Source organism: Halolamina litorea (assembly GCF_026616205.1).
Lineage (GTDB): Archaea > Halobacteriota > Halobacteria > Halobacteriales > Haloferacaceae > Halolamina > Halolamina litorea.
In genome coordinates this window covers 1,650,891-1,670,082 of sequence record NZ_JANHGR010000001.1, presented here as the reverse complement: position 1 = coordinate 1,670,082, position 19,192 = coordinate 1,650,891, and the positions used below count along the sequence as shown (strand labels likewise).

Annotated in this window: 16 protein-coding genes and 1 tRNA gene; 14 read left to right on the top strand and 3 right to left on the bottom strand. The window is 68.5% G+C overall.

Going from position 1 to position 19,192, the window contains the following annotated elements; translation table 11 throughout:
- Window positions 1–106: 106 nt before the first annotated feature.
- The 6 genes from NO998_RS08600 (at window position 107) to NO998_RS08575 (ending at window position 9,588) form a co-directional block, all read left to right on the top strand.
- Window positions 107–2,017 (top strand): ABC transporter substrate-binding protein, encoded by a 1,911-nt coding sequence (locus NO998_RS08600; protein ID WP_267646697.1) that lies wholly within the window; start codon window positions 107–109, stop codon window positions 2,015–2,017.
- A 125-nt stretch (window positions 2,018–2,142) separates the two neighbouring features.
- Window positions 2,143–3,201: an ABC transporter permease gene (locus tag NO998_RS08595; protein WP_267646696.1), complete on the top strand. Its 1,059-nt coding sequence runs from the start codon at window positions 2,143–2,145 to the stop codon at window positions 3,199–3,201.
- Between the two features lies 1 nt (window position 3,202).
- Entirely contained in the window at window positions 3,203–4,624 is a 1,422-nt protein-coding gene (locus tag NO998_RS08590; RefSeq protein ID WP_267646695.1) for an ABC transporter permease, read from the top strand.
- Window positions 4,621–5,643 (top strand): ABC transporter ATP-binding protein, encoded by a 1,023-nt coding sequence (locus NO998_RS08585; RefSeq protein ID WP_267646694.1) that lies wholly within the window; start codon window positions 4,621–4,623, stop codon window positions 5,641–5,643. Before NO998_RS08590 ends, NO998_RS08585 begins: the two co-directional genes overlap by 4 nt.
- Window positions 5,640–7,145 carry an ABC transporter ATP-binding protein gene (locus NO998_RS08580; protein ID WP_267646693.1) on the top strand — a complete coding sequence of 502 codons (1,506 nt, stop codon included), beginning with the start codon at window positions 5,640–5,642 and terminating at the stop codon, window positions 7,143–7,145. Before NO998_RS08585 ends, NO998_RS08580 begins: the two co-directional genes overlap by 4 nt.
- A 61-nt stretch (window positions 7,146–7,206) precedes the next feature.
- Entirely contained in the window at window positions 7,207–9,588 is a 2,382-nt protein-coding gene (locus tag NO998_RS08575; RefSeq protein ID WP_267646692.1) for a heavy metal translocating P-type ATPase, read from the top strand.
- Here NO998_RS08575 and NO998_RS08570 read toward each other — a convergent pair whose 3' ends face one another.
- Window positions 9,589–9,768 carry a hypothetical protein gene (locus NO998_RS08570; RefSeq protein ID WP_267646691.1) on the bottom strand — a complete coding sequence of 60 codons (180 nt, stop codon included), beginning with the start codon at window positions 9,766–9,768 and terminating at the stop codon, window positions 9,589–9,591. It lies immediately after the preceding gene.
- Window positions 9,769–9,858: 90 nt separating this feature from the next.
- Here NO998_RS08570 and NO998_RS08565 point away from each other — a divergent pair, with 90 nt between their 5' ends.
- Complete coding sequence (locus tag NO998_RS08565) at window positions 9,859–10,941, top strand: LEA/WHy family protein (protein WP_267646690.1); 1,083 nt, start codon at window positions 9,859–9,861, stop codon at window positions 10,939–10,941.
- Between the two features lie 5 nt (window positions 10,942–10,946).
- Window positions 10,947–11,468 carry a DUF7528 family protein gene (locus tag NO998_RS08560; protein WP_267646689.1) on the top strand — a complete coding sequence of 174 codons (522 nt, stop codon included), beginning with the start codon at window positions 10,947–10,949 and terminating at the stop codon, window positions 11,466–11,468.
- A 4-nt stretch (window positions 11,469–11,472) separates the two neighbouring features.
- On the opposite strand, the gene NO998_RS08555 is transcribed toward NO998_RS08560, so the two are convergent.
- Entirely contained in the window at window positions 11,473–11,655 is a 183-nt protein-coding gene (locus NO998_RS08555; RefSeq protein WP_267646688.1) for an AbrB/MazE/SpoVT family DNA-binding domain-containing protein, read from the bottom strand.
- Between the two features lie 191 nt (window positions 11,656–11,846).
- On the opposite strand from NO998_RS08555, the gene NO998_RS08550 reads away from it, so the two are divergent.
- Genes NO998_RS08550 through NO998_RS08535 form a run of 4 tightly spaced genes read left to right on the top strand, consistent with a single transcriptional unit; the run spans window position 11,847 to window position 17,730 of the window.
- The gene (locus NO998_RS08550; protein ID WP_267646687.1) at window positions 11,847–12,866 is read left to right on the top strand and encodes an AIR synthase family protein; all 1,020 of its coding nucleotides are present in this window, start codon (window positions 11,847–11,849) and stop codon (window positions 12,864–12,866) included.
- A gap of 44 nt (window positions 12,867–12,910) precedes the next feature.
- Entirely contained in the window at window positions 12,911–14,233 is a 1,323-nt protein-coding gene (kynU, locus tag NO998_RS08545; RefSeq protein WP_267646686.1) for a kynureninase, read from the top strand.
- Between the two features lie 58 nt (window positions 14,234–14,291).
- Window positions 14,292–16,496 (top strand): PAS domain S-box protein, encoded by a 2,205-nt coding sequence (locus NO998_RS08540; RefSeq protein WP_267646685.1) that lies wholly within the window; start codon window positions 14,292–14,294, stop codon window positions 16,494–16,496.
- A 46-nt stretch (window positions 16,497–16,542) separates the two neighbouring features.
- On the top strand, window positions 16,543–17,730 hold the full coding sequence (locus NO998_RS08535) for an NAD(P)/FAD-dependent oxidoreductase (RefSeq protein WP_267646684.1): 1,188 nt from the start codon (window positions 16,543–16,545) through the stop codon (window positions 17,728–17,730).
- Between the two features lie 54 nt (window positions 17,731–17,784).
- Here NO998_RS08535 and NO998_RS08530 read toward each other — a convergent pair whose 3' ends face one another.
- A complete protein-coding gene (locus tag NO998_RS08530; RefSeq protein WP_267646683.1) occupies window positions 17,785–17,970 on the bottom strand; it encodes a DUF5786 family protein in 186 nt (61 codons plus the stop codon).
- Between the two features lie 121 nt (window positions 17,971–18,091).
- Between NO998_RS08530 and NO998_RS08525 the strand changes: the two genes are divergently transcribed.
- Both NO998_RS08525 and NO998_RS08520 read left to right on the top strand, forming a co-directional pair.
- A complete protein-coding gene (locus NO998_RS08525; protein ID WP_267646682.1) occupies window positions 18,092–18,316 on the top strand; it encodes a DUF5795 family protein in 225 nt (74 codons plus the stop codon).
- A gap of 48 nt (window positions 18,317–18,364) precedes the next feature.
- Window positions 18,365–18,540: transfer RNA gene (locus NO998_RS08520), tRNA-Trp, on the top strand.
- Window positions 18,541–19,192 lie beyond the last annotated feature (652 nt).

Here is a 19,192-nt window from a genome sequence, read left to right as displayed (position 1 = left end):
GTATGCATATATAGCGATAGTGTGGTCCCCGTTTCGTACAGAATATGCAGCGACGAACCATCCAAGAGAGTAAAGTATTTCAGTTGTCGCTATTCGTGTTGAGACGATGCCCGAGGAGACAACTCGGCGGTCGTTCTTGGCGGCGGCAGGTACCGGCGTGGCAGCGGCACTCGCCGGCTGCGGTGGCAACGCCCCGGATCAGACAGACACCGAACCCCCAACGGAGGAGCCCGAAACGGGCGGCTCCGATACGGAGGCCGACACGGAGGAGAACGAGGACAGCACGCCGATGGCCGGCGGCACCCTCCAGCTGATGGCCCAGGGTTCGATCCAGACGCTCGACCCGATCAACGCGAAGGGGTCCGGCGCCGGGTACAATCAGTACAACCAACAGCTCCTCCGGTTCCCCGACGGCGAGTACCCGCCGGAGCCCGCTATCGCGAAGGACTACGAGCTGTCCGACGACCAGCTGACCTACACGTTCACGCTCCGTGAGGACGTGACGTTCCACAACGGCGACGACGTCACCGCCCACGACGTAGTCTACTCCTACCGACGCCTCGCGGGATCGGAGAACTCCCGCAACCGCGACGACATCATCGGCGACACGATGACCGTCGCACACGAGAAGGACGCGAGTATCACCGCCCCCGAGGACGAGGTCACCCTCGGCGACTACGTGCCCGAGTCGCTGGCCGTCGAGGCCGTCGACGACTACACCTTCGAGATGACCCTCGAGAGCCCGTTCTCGTGGACGACGTTCCAGATCGCCGGCGGGACGTTCGCCATCATCCCCGAGGGCTCGGTGGGTGACATCGAGGGCTACGACGGCGAGTACGACTACAACGAGTTCTTCAGCACCCAGGGCGACGGCCCCACCTTCGCCGGCGCCGGCGCCTTCATGGTCGACTCCTGGAGCAAGGGTGACGCGATCACGCTGTCGGCCTACGACGACTACTACGGCACTCAGCCCCAGATCGACGAGATCGTCTACACCGTCGTTCCTGACGGGAACGCCCGCCTGAGCCGCTTCGAGAACGGCAACGCCGACATCCTCGAGGGGATGCCCGCGGCGTCGTTCACCCCGAGCAACGTCTCCATCGAGACGGAGGACGGCAACAAGTCGATCGGGACCTACGACCTCGGTGGCACCACCGTCAACTACGGGGAGATCCCCTCGCTGTCGACGGAGTACCTCGTGTTCAACACGATGAAGGTGCCGATCGCGGTGCGCAAGGCGTTCGCCTACGCGCTCGACCAGCACTCCGTCGCCGAGAACGTCTACAAGGGGACCGCCCAGCCGGCCTACCACATCACGCCGCCTGCGGCCTACCCCTCCTTCGGCGACGCCGACGCCAACACGACCTACAGCCAGCACGCCGAATCCGGCTTCGAGAGCAACCTCGACGTGGCCGCCGACGGCTACATGTACGGTTACGGCGAGACGGACCTCGAGTCCGCCGCACAGGTGATGGAGGAGGCCGGCTACGGCCCCGACAACACCTTCGAGATCACGGCGACGACCATCGCCGGCGACAGCGGCTACCAGCAGGTGTTCACCCGCCTGCAGTCCAAGCTCCGACAGGCCCACATCGAGATGGACATCACCGAGGCGCAGTTCGGGACCATCATCAGTCAGGCCATCAGCGGCAGCATGGAAGTGTTCGCCCTCGGTGACGGGATGGAGTACCCCGGCCCGGAGAACTTCCTGCGCTTCCTCTGGGGCAGCGAGCCGCAGGGGCAGTTCACCCGCTGGGGCGCGGAAGGGAGCTACCACGACGAGGATCTCCGACAGACCGCCCTCGACGCGTGGAACGAGAACTACGCCGCCGAGGGCTCCGACGACGCGTCGGAAGCCGAGGCCTTCCAGACCATCGAGGAGGTCAACTGGGCGTCGGTCCAGGAGCTCCCGACGGTTCACACGGCGAGCCAGCGCTTCTGGCACACCGGCGTCGACGTGGAGATGTACGGCGTGATGGAGAACCAGACGTTCACCGACCTGACGCTCAGTCGGTAGAACGGTAACCGGCGGCTTTTCAATACCCCCTTCGTACCCTTGGGCGAACGCACACGAATGCACCGAACACGCGGCGTCGACCTCCGAAACGGACGTACTGACCGGCTGTCCAACGGGGGGCAGACGTGAGCAGAGCCCGCTACCTCGGCAAGCGCTTCCTCATGGCGCTCCCCGTCGTGTGGTTGGGTACGACGATGACGTGGTTCATCATCTTCATGGGGCCGATCGACCCCGCAGCACGCCTACTGAGCGAGGGGCAAGTCCGCAACCCCGACGCGTATCAGGCCGCCCAGACCCAACTCGGGCTGGACCAACCGCCGCTGCAGCACTACTTCGACTGGATGGGGAACCTCGTCACCTTCGACCTCGGCCAGACGTGGCTCCTCTACCAGGGTTCGAACGTCAACGCACTCATCCTCGATTTCCTCCCGCGTACCCTGTGGCTCGGGTTCTGGTCCGTGCTCATCGCCGTCTTCGTCGGCGTCCCGTTGGGGTTCTACGCCGGGATGCGTTCGAACACCGTCGCCGACTACGTCGCCTCGATGGGCGGCATCGTCTGGCGCGCCATGCCGAACTTCTGGCTCGGCATCATGCTGCTCGCGGTGCTCGGCGGCTGGGAACTCCTCGGCTGGCAGACGCTCGGACCGGACCTGACGACCGGGATATCCGGCAACCCGGACCTGAGCTACCTCGCGGGCGACCTGACCTCCTTGGAGAACGGGCCGCTCGCCTTCTTCACCAATCCCGGGGCGACGCTGCAGGCGATCAAGAAGGTCGCCCCCGCGGCCATCGTCCTCGGCTCGGCGTCGATGGGTAACGAGATGCGTATCGGCCGGACCGCCGTCCTGGAAGTGAAAAACCAGGACTACGTCGAACTCGCGAAAGTGAAGGGCGTCTCCGACCGCGCGCTCGTCTACAAACACATCCTTCGGAACGCGCTCGTCCCGCTTGTACCGATCATCACCAGCGAGGCGTTCCTGCTGATCGGCGGCAGCGTGCTCGTCGAGTCCGTGTTCGGGATCAACGGGATCGGCTACCTGTTCTTCCAGGCGGCCATTCAGGGCGACCTCCCGCTCGTCGGGACGCTCATGTACATCTTCATCCTCATGACCGTTGGCATCAACCTGATTCAGGACGTGCTCTACACGCTGATCGACCCGCGCGTCGCACTGGAGGGCGAGTGAGATGCTGGCCAACGTCTCCACCGACGAGGTGCTGTCCGACGGCCGGACGATGGCCTGGCTCGGCGTCGGCCTATTCATGCTCGCCCTGCAGTTCGGCTCGCTCGCGAGCTTCGCCGTCGAGGTGCTGATCACCGTCGTCTCGGTGGTGCCGGGCGTCGACGCCGCCGCGGCCCTCTCGGGGCTGCAGGGTGCCGTCGACGCCATCCCGACGCTGCTCTCGCGTGAGACGATCCCCAACCAGGGCTACTACAACGGGAGCGGCTACGAGGAGACGTTCCTCGGGCTGGCACCCGCCATGGCGTGGGCGCTGCGGGCGACGCTCGTCTACGTCTACGCCTTCGCCGCCGCGGGCTGGGCCGTCTACGGCTTCCAGATCTACCGCAGCCAGTACCGACCGGCCGACTGGACTCCTCGCGACGACGTGATCGACCGACTCCGGGGCCACAAGTGGGGGCTGTTCGGGCTGGTGATCGTCTTCATGTTCGTGACGATGGCGGTGTTCGCGCCCGCGCTCGGGCCGACGACCGTCGAACAGAACATGCGGAACTCCTACGGCTACGAGATCGACTACTGGAGCACCGAGAGCGGCTCCGTCGAGACCGTCACCGTCGGGGACGCCAACCTCGGCTCCGTCTCGCAGGGCAACGACCGCAACATCGGCCCGTGGAGCTACGACGACTACGGACGCTTCCACCCGTTCGGGACGATGCAGGACGGCAGTGACCTCTTTACGTTCTTGATGGTGGGCTCGCGCATCTCGTTGGTCATCGGGGTGCTCTCGGTGGCCCTGAGCGCGAGCATCGCCGCGTCGCTCGCGCTGACGGCGGCCTACTACAAGGGTCGCGTCGACCTCAGCATGGTGCTGGTCTCCGACGGCGTCATGGCGATGCCCCAACTCCTGCTACTGATCATGCTCACCACGGTGCTCGCGGACACGTGGATCAACGAAGTGTACAGCGGCGGGTTCCTGCTCGCGCTCATCTTCGCCTTCACCGGCTGGACGTACATGTGGCGGTCCGTGCGTGGGCCCGCCCTTCAGATCGCCGAACGCGAGTGGATCGACGCCGCCCGCAGTTTCGGCCAGCGACCGACGACGATCATGCGCAAACACATGCTTCCCTACGTCACCGGCTACCTGCTCATCTACGGCTCGATGACCCTCGGCGGTGCGATCATCTCCATCGCGGGGCTCTCCTATCTCGGGCTGGGCGTGGCGCCGCCGACCCCCGAGTGGGGGCGCGCGGTCAACCTCGGACAGGACTACGTCCGTACCGGCTCGTGGCACATCTCCCTGATCCCGGGCATCCTCATCACGCTCGTCGTGACGGGGTTCAACGCGCTGGGTGACGGCATCCGTGACGCCATCGACCCGCAGTCCGACAGCGCCGGCGGCGAGACCGCCGGGGCCGGGGGTGGCGCATGAGCGACGCCCTCCTGGAAGTCGAGAACCTCCAAACGGTGTTCCACACCGACAAGGAGACGATCCACGCCGTCGACGGCGTGAGTTTCGAAGTCAACGCCGGCGAGACCGTCGGTCTCGTCGGCGAGTCGGGGTCGGGCAAGTCCGTCACCGCCCGATCGGTGCTCGGCCTCGTCGACGACCCGGGCGTGATCGAGGAGGGCTCGATCCGCTTCCGCGGCGACGAACTCGTCGGGGGAAACTGGGAGCAACACCGCGGCGACATCGCCATCGTGTTCCAGGACCCGATGAACTCGCTCAACCCCGTCTACACGGTGGGCAACCAGATCAAGGAAGCCCTCCGCATCCACCAGGGACTTCGCGGGAGTGACGCGACCCAGAAGGCGATCGAACTGTTGGAGGACGTGGGCATCCCCGACGCGGCCCGTCGGGTCTCCGAGTACCCCCACCAGTTCTCCGGCGGGATGCGCCAGCGTGCGGTCATCGCCATCGCGCTGGCCTGTGACCCCGACCTGTTGGTCTGTGACGAGCCGACGACGGCCCTCGACGTGACCATTCAGGCCCAGATCCTCGACCTGCTTTCCGACCTGCAGCGCGAGGAGGACCTCGGTGTCCTGTTCATCACCCACGACATGGGCGTGATCGAGGAGACCGCCGACCGCGTCAACGTGATGTACGCCGGCGAGTTCGTCGAGAGCTCGGCGGTCGATCGGCTGTTCGACGCCCCCAAGCATCCCTACACCCGCGGGCTGCTGGCGTCGATCCCCGGCCGGAACGCCGAGGGTGACCGCCTCCCAACCATCGAGGGGGAGGTACCGACGTCGACGGGTGAGCCGACGAGCTGTCGGTTCGCGCCGCGGTGTGAGTACGCCTTCGGCGCCTGTGACGAGGTCCACCCCGGCCGCGTCGAGGTGGGAGAAACCGGCGCCGACCACGAGGTCGCCTGTCTGCTCTACGAGGAGCGCTTCGAGGAGTCGCCGCCCGAGGCCGGTGTCGAGGCCGACGGGGGTGAGACGGCATGAGCGAGCCGTTCCTCAAGGTCGAGGACCTCAAGAAGTACTACGACGACGGCGGCGTCTTCGGCGACGACCCCGTGAAAGCCGTCGACGGCGTGAGCTTCGAGATCGACGAGGGCGAGACGGTCGGCCTCGTCGGCGAGTCCGGCTGTGGGAAGACCACGCTGGGTCGGACGATCCTGAACCTCGAGAGCGCCACCGAGGGCGAGGTGCTCTCGGACGGGACCGACGTGACCAGCATCTCCGGGTCGGAGCTTCGGGCGTGGCAGAGCGAGGCCCAGATGGTGTTTCAGGACCCCGAGGCCAGCCTCAACGAGCGGATGACCGTCGGCGAGATCATCCGGGAACCGCTGGAGGCCCACGACTGGCCCGACCTCGCGGTCGCCGTCGACGGCGGCCGGGAAGTCTCGGGATCACGGGTCCACGCCGCCGAGGCCGACGAACGCCCCGACCTCACCGTCGGCGTCGACGGGAGCCTCAGCGTTCGGGAGCGTGCACCGCTCTCGGCCGACGACGTGGACGTGAAGCTCGACGAGTCGAGCGCCGCCGTCACGGTCACCAAACACGCAAGCGAGATGCGCGAGGACCGCGTTCGGGCACTGCTCGAACAGGTCGGCCTGCGCGAGGAACACTACTACCGCTACCCCCACCAGTTCTCCGGGGGACAGAGCCAGCGTGTGGGAATCGCCCGCGCGCTCGCGCTCGAACCGCGGTTCCTCGTCCTCGACGAACCGGTCTCGGCGCTCGACGTGTCCGTCCAGGCCCGGATCATCAACCTCCTCGAGGACCTCCAAGAGGAGTTGGGTCTGACCTACCTGTTCATCGCCCACGACCTCAGCGTCGTCCGGCACATCGCCGACCGCGTGGCGGTGATGTACCTCGGCAACGTGATGGAACTCGGCCCGACCGAGCAGGTGTTCCGGGAGCCGGCCCACCCCTACACTGAGTCGCTGCTGTCGGCCATCCCCGGCACGATGGTCGAGACCGGCGAGCGGATCACGCTCCGCGGGACACCCCCCAGCCCACGGGACCCGCCGAGCGGCTGCCGGTTCTCGACGCGCTGTCCGGCCAAGATCCGGCCCGACGAGTACAGCGTCAGCGGCGAACACTGGGAGGCGCTCGACCAACTCTACTCGGTGTTCCACGCGCGGGCGAACGCCGAGAAGGGGCTGCTCGACCAGCTCAAGGAGCGCCTCGGGATCCAGGACGTGTCGACGGTCGACGAACTCCTGCTCGAACTGTTCGACGCCGAGCGGGCCGGCGACGGCATCGCGCTGAACATGCCCGACGACGCCGCCGCGGTGGTCTACGAGGCCGCCGAGATGGCCCGCGCCGGCGACGAGTCGGGTGCTGCAGCCCGGCTGGACGCCGAGTTCGGCAGCGTATGTAGCACCGAGCACCCCGAGGCCGCCGACGTGGGCGACGGGCGCACCAGCCGGTGTCTCCGCCACCGCGAGGAGTACACCGACCCCGACACGGTCATCGAGCAGCGCTACCGGAGCGACTGAGCCCGCCCCGGTTTTCGCGGCGCTTCGGAACCGACATTACGCCGCAGCGGTACCTACGACTGTGAGTAACGGATCGCCAGCCTGTGCGCTGTGTGACGGCCCGATCCCCGAGCACCGCGAGGGGGCGTTCTGCTCGGCGGGCTGTCGATCGGTCGCCGAGACGCTGCCGGAGCCCCCGGAGCAGGAGGCCGAGCCCGAACCGGCCGCCGACGCCGACACCACCGCGGTCTACTTCTCGGTCGACGGGATGCACTCGGCCACCTGCGAGGCGTACCTCGAAACGGTCGCCCGCCGGATCGACGGCGTCGTCGACGCCGACGCGAGCTACGTCACCGAGTCTGTCCGAGTCGACTGTACGGGCGACCCGCCGACCGAGCGTCTCACCGAAGCCCTCAGCGGCCTCGGCTACGACGCGACCCGCCGCGACGACCGCGAACCCGGCCCCACAGTCGACACCGACGGCGGCATCGTCGACGGCGCGCTCGGCTACCGCTACGCCGCGGGCGTGGTGTTCGCCTCGTTCCTGTTGATCCCCTACGCCGTCGTCTTCTACCCGTCCCACCTCGCGGCGCTGCTCGGCTTCGCCGACCCGCTGGCCGGCGAGGCCGGCATCGCCACGGTACTGCCGGTGTTCATCGTCCTGACGTTCGTCATCATCGTCGTCACCGGCGCGCCGGTGTTGCGCGACGCCTACATCGCCATCGTCCTCCGGAAACCGAACACCGGCTTGCTCGTCACCCTGACGGCGATGGCCGCGTTCCTCTTCGGCGTCCCGGGCTTTTTCGCCGGCGTCTCCGGGGCGTACTACGACCTCGCGGTCGTCGGCGTCGCCACCGTCACCGGGGCGACGTTCTACGAGTCCCTCGCCAAACGCGAGGCCGCGAGCGAACTGACCGACCTCACGGTCTCCCGGGTCGAACACGCCCAGCGGGAGACCGAATCGGGGACCGAGACGGTCCCCGTCGCCGACCTCGAACCGGGCGACCGGGTGCTCGTGCCGGAGGGCGAACGGGTGCCCGTGGACGGGACGCTCACGGAGGGTGAGTGTACCGTCGACGAGGCCGTCGTCACCGGCGAGTCGACGCCGGTTCGGAAGCGTGCAGGCGACGACCTCATCGGTGGCTCCGTCATCACGACCGGCGCCGCCGTCCTCGCCGTCGGCGACGACGTGCGCAGCAGCGTCGACCGCCTCGCTGCCTCCGTCTGGGGGTTCCAGAGCGCGACACACGGCGGCCAGCGCCGGGCGAACCGCATCGCCGAGCGCGTCACGCCGCCGCTGGTCGCGGTCGCGGTGGTCGCGGGCGCCGGCGCCCTCGTCCTGAGCGGCGGCCGCGTTGCCGTCGGTATCGTCGCACTCCTGACGACGTTCATCGCCGCCTCGCCGTGGGCGCTGGGCTTCGCGACGCCGCTCTCGGCGGGGACGAGCGTCTCGCGGGCGCTCTCCCGCGGCGTCGCCGTCTTCGACGAGACGGTGTTCGAGCGCCTCCGCGGCGTCGACACCGTCGTCTTCGACAAGACGGGGACGCTGACGACCGGCCGGATGGATGTCCTCGACACCGACGTGACCGGCGAGGGCGCCGACAGCGAGGCGCTGTTGGCCGCGGCCGCCGCGCTGGAGCGCCGTGCCTCCCACCCTGCGGCAGCCGCGCTCGTCGACGCGTTCGGCGAGACGGCGCCGACCGTCGACTCCTTCACCAGCCACCCGACCGGCGTCGAAGGTGTCGTGGACGGGCGGCGCGTGCTGGTGGGGAACCCGGAACTGTTCGGGGAACGCGGCTGGACGGTCCCCGACCGAGTCCGTGACCGGGCAACCGAGGCGCGCCAGTCGGGGCACCTCCCCGTCATCGTCGGCTCGACTGATGCCGTCGAGGACGGACCGGAGACCGGCGAGCCGGCCGGCGTCGTCGTCGTCGGCGACGAAGCCCGGCCGGACTGGGAGGCCACGCTCGAACGGCTGGCCAACCGGGGGCTGGACGTGGTGATCCTCACCGGCGACGACGAGTCCGCCGCCGCCGGCTTCGCCGACAGCCCGCACGTCACGCACGTCTTCGCGGGCGTGCCTCCCGCCGGGAAGTCCGCCGCGGTGCGCCGACTCCGCGCCGAGGGGCCGGTGGCGATGGTCGGCGACGGGACGAACGACGCGCCCGCGCTGGCCGCGGCCGACCTGGGTATCTCGCTGGGGAGCGGGACGGCGCTGGCCGCGGAGGCCTCGGACCTCGCCGTCGTCGAGGACGACCTCGACGGCGTCGCTGCGGCGTTCGACCTCTCGGCGGAGAGCTACAGTCGGCGCCGCTGGAACGACCGAGCGGCGCTGCTGTACAACGCGGCCGCGATCCCGCTGGCGGTCGTCGGGCTCCTCAACCCCCTGCTGACGATGGCAGCCGCGGTGCTGTGCTGTGGGCTGATCGCCGGCAACGCGTTCCGGGAGACCCGGGTCGCCTGATCACTCCGGGAACTCGAACTCCCCGAGCACGAGGAAGCCGACGGCGAAGCCGGCGACGATGATCGCGCCGGCGATCAGCTGCGAGCGCGGGCCGGTGAGGTAGCCCGTCGCGAGGCTCCCCCCGACGACGAGGGCACCGCCCACCACCAGCCCGATGATCGTTCTCGTCCGTTCGTTCATGTCGGTAGCTATCACCTCCGAGGCCATGAGGCCCCCGCTTCCGGTCCGAACCCCGATGGCACTAAGAGCCGTCGTCGTGCACAGGGAGGTATGCTCGGTGGGAAGCTCGCGACCGCGACGGCGATCAAGGCCGTCGTCGCGGTACTGGGGGTGGTATCGGTCTCGGTTGGCGGTGCGTGGGCGCTGGGAATCATCGGCGCGCCCTCGGTCGTCGGCGTCGACAACGGGTTCGGCCCCGTCAACGAGTCCACGACGACGATCGAGTCCGAGATCACGGTCAACAACCCCAACCCCTTCGGGGTCAGGCTTGGCGGCCTGAGTATCGACTACGCCGTCGAGATGAACGGCGTCCGGATGGCCACCGGCGGCCGCGAGGGGCTCGGGCTGAACGCCAGCGGCAACAGCACCATCCCGGTCACGACGCTGATGAGCAACGACCGCATCCCGCCGTGGTGGACGAGCCACGTTGCGAACGGCGAGAACACCACGCTGGTCATCGACGCCTCGATCCACTCGGACCTGCTGGGCCGGGAGTTCAACCCACAGGTCACCCGCAACGTCAACACGAACATCATCGGCGGCTTCAACAGCGACGAGGACCGGCCGATCGATATCGACGAGCCCGCGGCGCCCAGTCCGGTGCTCTGGCTCAACAGTACCAGCGGCTCGTGGGGAGAGGTGAGCAACGACACCACGGAGATCGACACGGCCTTCGAACTGTACAACCCCAACCCGACCCCGATCGCCATCTCCGAGATCGGCTACGAGATCAGAATGAACAACGTCACGATGGGCGCCGGCGCCACCGACAGCACGGTCACGATCCGGCCGGGTGAACTCGAAACCGTCCGGGCGACGACGGCCCTCCAAAACGAGAACCTCGACGAGTGGTGGGTGAGCCACCTCCGGAACGATCAGACCACCCGACTCGAAGTCGAGTTCTACGCGCGCGTCGACCTCTCGGCGATCGGCGGCGGCACCATCGAGATCCCGCTCGACAGCATCGAGCGGACCATCGAGACGGACATCTTCGGGCAGGAGTCCGCGGGCGATACGGGCGGTTCCGACGGCGGCACCACGACACCGACTCCAGCCGACGACGACACGACCACCGCCACGCCGACACCAACCGAGACCGACACTCTGCTCGCCGTCGACGGGCCGACTGCGTAGGTGGTGTGTCAACACACAGCTACGTCCCGCCACGTTCTTCGCGCGGCCGGCCGTCGCCCCAACCATGCGGAGTAGCCACCCTCCTGATCGGGTTCTCCCCTGCCGACGGAACCCCACTGACCGTCGAAGCGACTGACGGCGCCGTCAGACTGATCATCGACGGGGACCGGTACGAGCTCCCCCGCGAGCAGGCGCTCTCGCTGCGCGCGGCCGTCGGGGACGCGCTGGACCGCCGGCTGGAACTGTTCAGAACCGTCGGTCACTACCGGCGCGACGGGAGCTACGCCGTCGGGCGACGGAGCGCCGACACGCCCGGCAACGAACAGGTGTTCGACTCCGTCGAGGAACTCCGAGACCTGTTCCGGTCGCTGCCGAGCGAGTTCGGCGCCGAAGACGTGGGCGAGCGGGGACTCACTGGCTCGCGGCGGCACCTGCTCGTGCGCCACTTCGCGGAACACCCCGCGTTCGACTGCCGACTCGTGAGCGAGCGGCCGCTGCGGGCCGAGAAAGCCGTCACGGACGGCTAGCCGGCTACAGTTCGTCGGGGGGGATGAACGTCGGCCGGTCGGTGTCGGCGCCGTCGGTCCACCAGACTTCGTCGCCCTTCTCGATGTCGTAGCGCTCCGCGATCTGTTTCGGTATCGACACCATGTAGCCGCCGTTGGACTCCTGCACGGTTCGGGAGTCCGCGTACGGACCCTTGCCCGAGGACATACGCGAGTAACGCGACAGATCGACATAAGGCTCCGGCAGACACCTTTCGGGGAACGGAAACGTGTCCGACGGGGCTCGACGCTCGGCACACGGTGGCGCCCGAGGGACCGCAGTCGGTCGGGCGGATCGCCGCAGGTCGCATGTCTCGGCAGGTCGGCAAGCATACGTCCCTCCCCGCTGCAGCCTCGTGCATGACCGACCGCGGCAAGATCGACCGGACGTTCTTCGCCGACCACATCGCCCCGCGGCTGGGCGCCGAGCGGGAGGACGTGACCGTGGAGCCGACCCACGGCGTCGACTTCGGCTTGCTCGACCTCGACGGAACGGGGCTGGCGCTGGCCACCGACCCCATCTCGGTGCTACCGGCGCTGGGGTTCGAGCGCGCAGGCCGGTTCGCCCTCCACGTCGCGCTCTCGGACGTGGCCGTCGCCGGCGTCACTCCGACCCATCTCGCGATCTCCTTCGCGCTGCCAGACTCCGTGACTGATGAGCAGTTCGACGCGCTCTGGACCGGCATCCACGAGGAGTGCGAGTCGCTCGGCACCAGTATCGTCACTGGTCACACCGCCCGCTACCCCGGCGCCGAGTTCCCGTGGGTGGGTGCCGCGACGGCGATGGCGGCCTGTGACCCAGCCGAGGTCGTTCGCCCGGACGGCGCCCGGCCGGGCGACCGCCTGCTCGTCACGCGGGGGCCGGCCGTCGAGACGGCGGGGTTGTTCGCCTCGCTGTACCCCGAACAGTTGGGTGAACGAGGGCTCTCTCCCGAAACCGTCGCCGATGCCGCCGAGGGCCTCGACGAGGTCAGACTGGTCCGCGACGCCGTCACGGCCGCCGAGGCCGGCGAGGTGTCGGCGATGCACGACGCGACCGAGGGCGGCCTGCTGGGGGCGTTCTGTGAGATGGCCGAGAGCGCGGGCGTCCGCTTCGAAATCGACGAGTCCGCGGCACCGATGCGGTCCGGCGTAGCGGCGGTCTGTGACGCGCTGGGCGTCGACCCGTGGACGGTCACCAGTTCGGGGACGCTCGTCATCGCGGCCCCGCCCGAGGCGGCCGAGGCGGTCCGAGGGGCCATCGATGCCCGCGGGACGCCCGTCGCGGAGGTGGGTGAGGTGGTCGAGGGTACCGGGGTTCGCTTCCGTGACGAGGAGTGGACCGAGCCGCCGCGGGACCCCTCGTGGGACGCCTACGCCGCGCTCGCCGAGTCGGGGTAGGCCGGTGTGACAACGCCTTTGTCCCGCCGCACCGACCCCGATCCATGAGCATCTTCTCCGTCTCCCGCGAGGAGGCGGCCGCGCTGGACGCCGACGACGCGCTCTCAGGGTTCCGGGAGCGCTTCGACCTCTCGAGTGACCTGTACATGGACGGCAACTCCCTCGGCCCCGTCTCCGAGGACGCCGAACGGACCCTCGACCGCGTCGTCGAGGAGTGGCGCGACCGCGGGATCGAGGGCTGGACCGAGGCCGAGCAGCCCTGGTGGAACTACGCCGAGTACCTCGGGGACCGGCTGGCGCCCTACGTCGGCGCCGACCCCGGAGAGGTCGTGATCGCCAACTCCACGACGGTCAACATCCACACGCTGATCGGGACGTTCCTCGATCACGTCGCCGACACCCCCGGCGCCGTTGACCCCGAGGAGTCGCCCGTCGAGGCCTCGGGCGACGTCGTCGTCGCCAACGAACTCGACTTCCCGACCGACCACTACGCGATCCGCGCGCAGTTCCGCCAGCGCGGCCTCGACCCCGACGAACACCTGCGGCTGGTCGAGAGCCGCGACGGCCGAACCATCGAGCAGGAGGACATCGCGGCGGCGATGGACGACGACGTGGGGATCCTGTTCATGCCGACCGTGCTCTACCGCTCGGGCCAACTGTTCGACGTGGAAGCGCTCACCGAACTGGCCCACGGCCACGGCGCGCTCGCGGGGTTCGACGCCGCCCACAGCGTCGGCGCAGTCGAACACGACTTCGGCGGCGCCGACGCCGACTTCGCGGTCTGGTGCTCCTACAAGTACCTCAACGCCGGCCCGGGCGCCATCGCGGGGCTGTACGTCAACGAACGCTACCACGGGCTCACGCCGGCGATGCCCGGTTGGTGGGGCAACGAGAAGGAGAGCCAGTTCGACCTGGAACTCACCTACACGCCCGAGCAGTCGGCGGGCGCGTGGCAGGTCGGCACCGTGCCGATGCTCTCGGCGGCGCCGCTCGAAGGCTCCCTCGACCTGCTGGACGAGGCGGGCCTCGACAGGGTTCGGGAGAAGTCCCTCGAACTGACCGACATGCTCGCGACGCTCGTCGAGGACCTCGCCGAGGCGGGCTACGAGTACCGGGTCGGGACCCCGTCCGAGGGCCAACGCCGTGGCGGCCACGTCGCCGTCGAGCATCCCGACGCCGACCGGGTGAGCCAGGCGCTGCGCGAGCGCGGCGTCGTCGTCGACTACCGCCCCCCGAACGTGATCCGGATCTGTCCGGCGCCGCTGTACGTCGGCTACGAGGACGTATACGCCGTCGCCGAACACCTCCGGGCCGTGGTCGACGAGGGCGAACACGAGACCTTCGCCGCGAGCGAGGGCGTTTCGTAGTCGTTCGGGGATCGGGGCACCGCGATACTTTTGTGCCGAGTCGTCATAGCCGGCCGTAATGCATGAGCCGGATGGGGTGTCGATCCGGGTGCTCCACGCCGAGGACGACGCCTCGTTTCGGGAGTTGGTCGCCGACCTCCTCGGGTCGGCGTCGGACGTCGAGGTCGTATCGGAAGCGACGCCGGAGGACGCCCTCGCGCGGTTCGAAGCCGAACAGTTCGACTGTGTCGTCAGTGACTACGACGCGGAGACGCCGGGAGCGTTCCGCCCGCTGATCGAGGCTACCGAGGGTGGCCCGCCGTGTGTGCTGTTGACCGGGAAGGAACGCGAGCGCATCGACGCCACCGCCTCGGGCGCCGTCGACGACTACGTCCGGAAGGGCGCGAGCGAGCGCTTCGGGGCGTTGGCCGAGCGGGTCCGGACCCACGGCGAGCGCTACCGATCCGCCGAGCGATACCGTGCGTTGTTCGCGGACGGCGCCGGCGCGATGGTCGTCCACGACGCCGAGACGGGGGAGGTGATCGACGCGAACCCGCCGTACGCGGAACTGCTCGGCTACGACCGCGAGGAAGCCACCGAGATGGAGCTCTCGGAGCTCATCCTCGGCGAGGAACCCTACACCGTCGAGCGGGCGATGGCGCGCATCGACGCGGCCGCAAACGGCGAGACCCAGCGCTTCGAGTGGGTGAACGTGACCGCCGAGGGCGAGCGCGTGCCCGTCGAGGTGACGCTCAGGCGGATGGAGGTGGCCGGTGCGGGGCGGGTCCTCGCGACGGTGCGGGACATCAGCGAGCGCAAGCGTCGGGAGGCGGCGCTGGAGCGGCACAAGCGCCACCTCGAACAGCTACACACCGCCGCGACCCGGCTGCTCGGCGCCGAGGGCTGCGAGGCGGTGTACGACGGCGTCCTCGAGGCCGCCGAGTCGGTGTTCGACCCGGCGTTCTGTGCCGTCGTGAGCCGCGAGGACGACCGGCTCGTCCCCGTCGCCGTCGGCGGGCGCGAGGCCGACGAACCCGGGGAGACTCTCCCGACCACGGAGCGCCCCGAGTGGGACGCCGTCGAGACCGGCGAGACCCAAACCTACGAGACCGACGCCGGCTCGGTGCTCTGTGTGCCGCTCGGAGGCCACGGCGTGCTCTGTCTCCGCGGGTACGCTCCGACAACCGAGCACGCACGGGAACTCGCGGAGACGCTCGGGTCCCACGCCGCGGTCGCGCTCGACCGGGCCGAGCGCGAGGCCCAACTCCGCGAGCGCTCTCAGCGACGGGACTCGCTGGCGGCGGCGTTCCCCGACTACGTCTTCTTCCTCGATGCCGACGGGGTGTACCAGGAAGTTTGGGTGTCACCCCACCACGAGGAGCGTGGCGGGAAACCTCCGTCCGAGTTGGAGGGCACGCAGGTCTGTGACCGGATCAGCGATGCCGCCGCGGCGACGCTCACCGACGCCATCGGGGAGGCGCTCTCGACCGGCGAGACCCAGGAGGTCGAGTACGCCGTCGAGGTGAACGCTCGGGAGATCTGGTTCGAAGCCCACGTCGCCCCTTTCCCCGTGGCTGACGCGTCGGAAGTCGTGGTCGTCGCCCGGGACATCACCACCCAGCGCCAGTACGAGCGGCGCCTCGAAGCCCAGAACGAGCGCCTCGACGAGTTCGCCTCGATGGTCTCTCACGACCTCCGGAACCCGCTCAACGTCGTGCAGGGCCGCCTGGAGCTGATAGAATCCGTCGCCGACGACCCCGACGCGGTCCGCGAACACGTCGCGGCCGCCGGGAGCGCTACCGGCCGGATGAACGACCTCATCGAGGACCTGCTCACGGTCGCCCGGACCGACGAGCGGAGCCTGACCGTCGCCCCGGTGGGGCTACAGACGGCGGCCGAACGCGCGTGGTCGTCGGTCTCGGAGCCGGAGGCCTCTCTGGAGGCCGATACCGACGCCCGCGTCCGGGCCGACAGCGGGGAGCTCATCAGGCTCCTCGAGAACCTGTTCCGGAACGCCGTCGAGCACGTCGGCCGGGACGTCTCGGTGACGGTGGAGGCGCTGGAGGACGGCTTCGCCGTCGAGGACGACGGCTCGGGCATCCCGGCGACGCGCCACGACCTGGTGTTCGAGTCCGGGTACTCCACGGCCGAGACGGGGACGGGCTACGGTCTCGACATCGTCGAGCGGGTCGCGGAGGCCCACGGCTGGTCGGTCGCGCTCGGCGACGGCGACGCCGGCGCCCGCTTCGAGGTGACGGGCGTCGAGTCCGCCGACGCGGAGTAGGGGCCGCGGGAGACACCGTTTTCCCGTCGGCACTCCAACACCGGTCATGGACGTTCTCGTGCTCGGCGGCGGCTACGCGGGCCTACTCGTGACGCGAAAGCTCGAGCGACGCCTCCCGGACTCGGCGACACTCACGCTCGTCGACGACACCGGGAGCCACTTGGTCCAGCACGAGCTTCATCGAGCGATCCGGAACCCGGAGTACACCGACGACATCTCGGTCCCGCTGACGGAGCTTTTGGAGCGTGCCTCGCTGCGGGAGGCGCAGGTCACCGACATCGACCGGGAGGCCCGGACCGTCTCGCTGGCCGACGGCGACGAACTCGGCTACGACTACTGTGTGGTCGCGTTCGGCGCCCAGACGGCCTACTACGACATCGAGGGGCTCCGAGCTAACGCCACGCCGCTCAAGCGGCTCGAACACGCCGCGGCGATCCGGCGGGAGTTCGAAGCTGTGATCGATCAGTTGGGCCACGACGACCCCGAAGCGACGACCGAGCGATCCGGTCGGGTCGTTGTCGGCGGTGCCGGCCTCTCGGGGGTCCAAGTCGCCGGTGAGTTGGCGGCGATGGCCCGCGACCGTGGGGTCGAGGACGACATCGAGGTCCTGTTGCTCGAACAGCTTCTGACCGTCGCGCCGGGGTTCCCAGAACCGTTCCAGCGCGCGACTCACGAGCGACTGGAGGCACAGGGCGTGACCGTCCGGACGGACACGACCGTGACCGTCGTCGACGAACGACAGATCTCTACGGAGGCCGGCGGGATCGACTACGACCAGTTCGTCTGGACCGGCGGCATCCGGGGGAACGACGCGATGGGTGGCGACCGTCCGCAGGTGCGCGCTGACCTCCGCCTCGACGCCCACACGTTCGCGCTGGGCGACGCCGTCCGGATCGTCGACGCCGACGGCGAGCCCGTCCCGGCGAGTGCCTCGGCGGCCGTCCGCGCCGCCGAGACGGCCGCGAAGAACGTGACCGCGAGCGTCACCGCCGACGGCGGGTTCGTGGACATCGAGCAGTGGAACTGGGAGAGCCCCGGCTGGCTCATCTCGGTGGGCGACGACGCGGTCGCTCAGATCGGTCCGAGCGTCGTGACCGGGAGCGCCGCCAACGCGCTCAAGTCCGCGGTCGGGGTGACGTACCTGGCCGAGCACGGCTCGCTGCGGCGCGCGCTCGGCGTGCTCAGGAAGGAAGCCGATGGCGAGGAGATATCGAAGCTGCTGAAGCGGCTCTGAATCCGGTTCGACCGGTCAAGAACGGAGAGGGGCTCGCGAGAGCGTCACGGGCCGTTACTCGTCGTCTTCGTCGTCGTCGCGCATCTCCTCGAGCTTGCCGACCAGTTCGTCGGTGGACTCCGTGGACTCAAAGGAGAGGTTCCCCTCCTCGCCGCCGTCGACGTCGACCCCTTCGGCGTCGTCGTCGCTGTCCATGTTCTGGTTCTCCTGCTCGGACTCATCGTAGGAGCCAAATCCCATACTCGGAGCGACGGGGTGGAGCAGGAAAACCTTGTGGGCCTATCGCCGCTGTGGGGCACGTTCCCGCGGGGAACAGAGTCAGACCGACAATGATTACGGCTCCCGGTACATCGCCCCGGGCATGAGCAATCGCGTCGTGCAAGGACGAATGGTGACCCCCGAATCGTTGGCCGAACAGGTAGAGGGCGACTCCGTGCTGGAGGCCGAACCCATTCGGGACGCCGACCGGGACTGCCCGGACTGTGGCGGCGACGTGATCAGCGTCGGCTACATGCCGAGCGTCACGGAGTTCGTCACGGCCTACAAGTGCCAGGAGTGTGACTGGGCCGAGGTCGACCGGGACTGAGGCGGATCGAAATCCCTTTAGGGCGATACGGTGTAGGACCGGGTGCAAGGGGACGTGGCCAAGCCCGGGATGGCGACTGACTCCAGAGGCCACGCGCCCGGTGACGAACTCCAGACTGATATACCGAGTCGGCGACTGATCATCGCCGGCGACGACGACCCTCTGGAGGACCGAGGCGCACCGGAGATATCAGTCGACCGGGGGTTCAAATCCCTCCGTCCCCATTCCAGTCTTAACGGTTGCGAAACAAATGTCATTAGGGATTTCTGTAGGCGCTAATAACCTCGCTGACCTCAGGTTAGGACAACTGTTCACGGGGTGGTCCCTGTGGGTCGTGGACGTGCGGCTCACGCTGCTGTTACTGAACTTGAAGCCTGTTTAAGCACGCGGCGCGCTATCTGGAAGAGATCGGCGCCCTGTCGGCGACGGTCAGCCCGGGCCACACGCCATCGCAACAGCCGGGAATCCCCTGTGACGGGTTCTGTCAGATTGTATGCCTGAAAGAAATCAAAGACTCCGCTAAACCGACCAAAACCACGGCAATACTGTTTACTTGAGCCGCACCGATTGGCTATTGGTCGAACACGTCGTTGGCGTGTTCGTCAAGATCGAGGAGTCGGGACATACGCCGGTGTTCATGGATGAGGTCCGGGATACCTCAGCGTCCGATTCGCAGTCATCACCGAACTCGTGTTCCAAGTACTCGTCCTGCGATTCGGTGATGCCCGCGCGCGTTTCTACCACAGTTTAACCTCCCCTACCGGCAGGGTTGCGGCGAGATGGGATAAGCCCCGGTGAGAGAAGCAGTCGGTGGTGCAGAGATTTTGCCGATGACGTTTTAGCGATGGGGTGTGAATTACCACGTGTCCCCCTGAT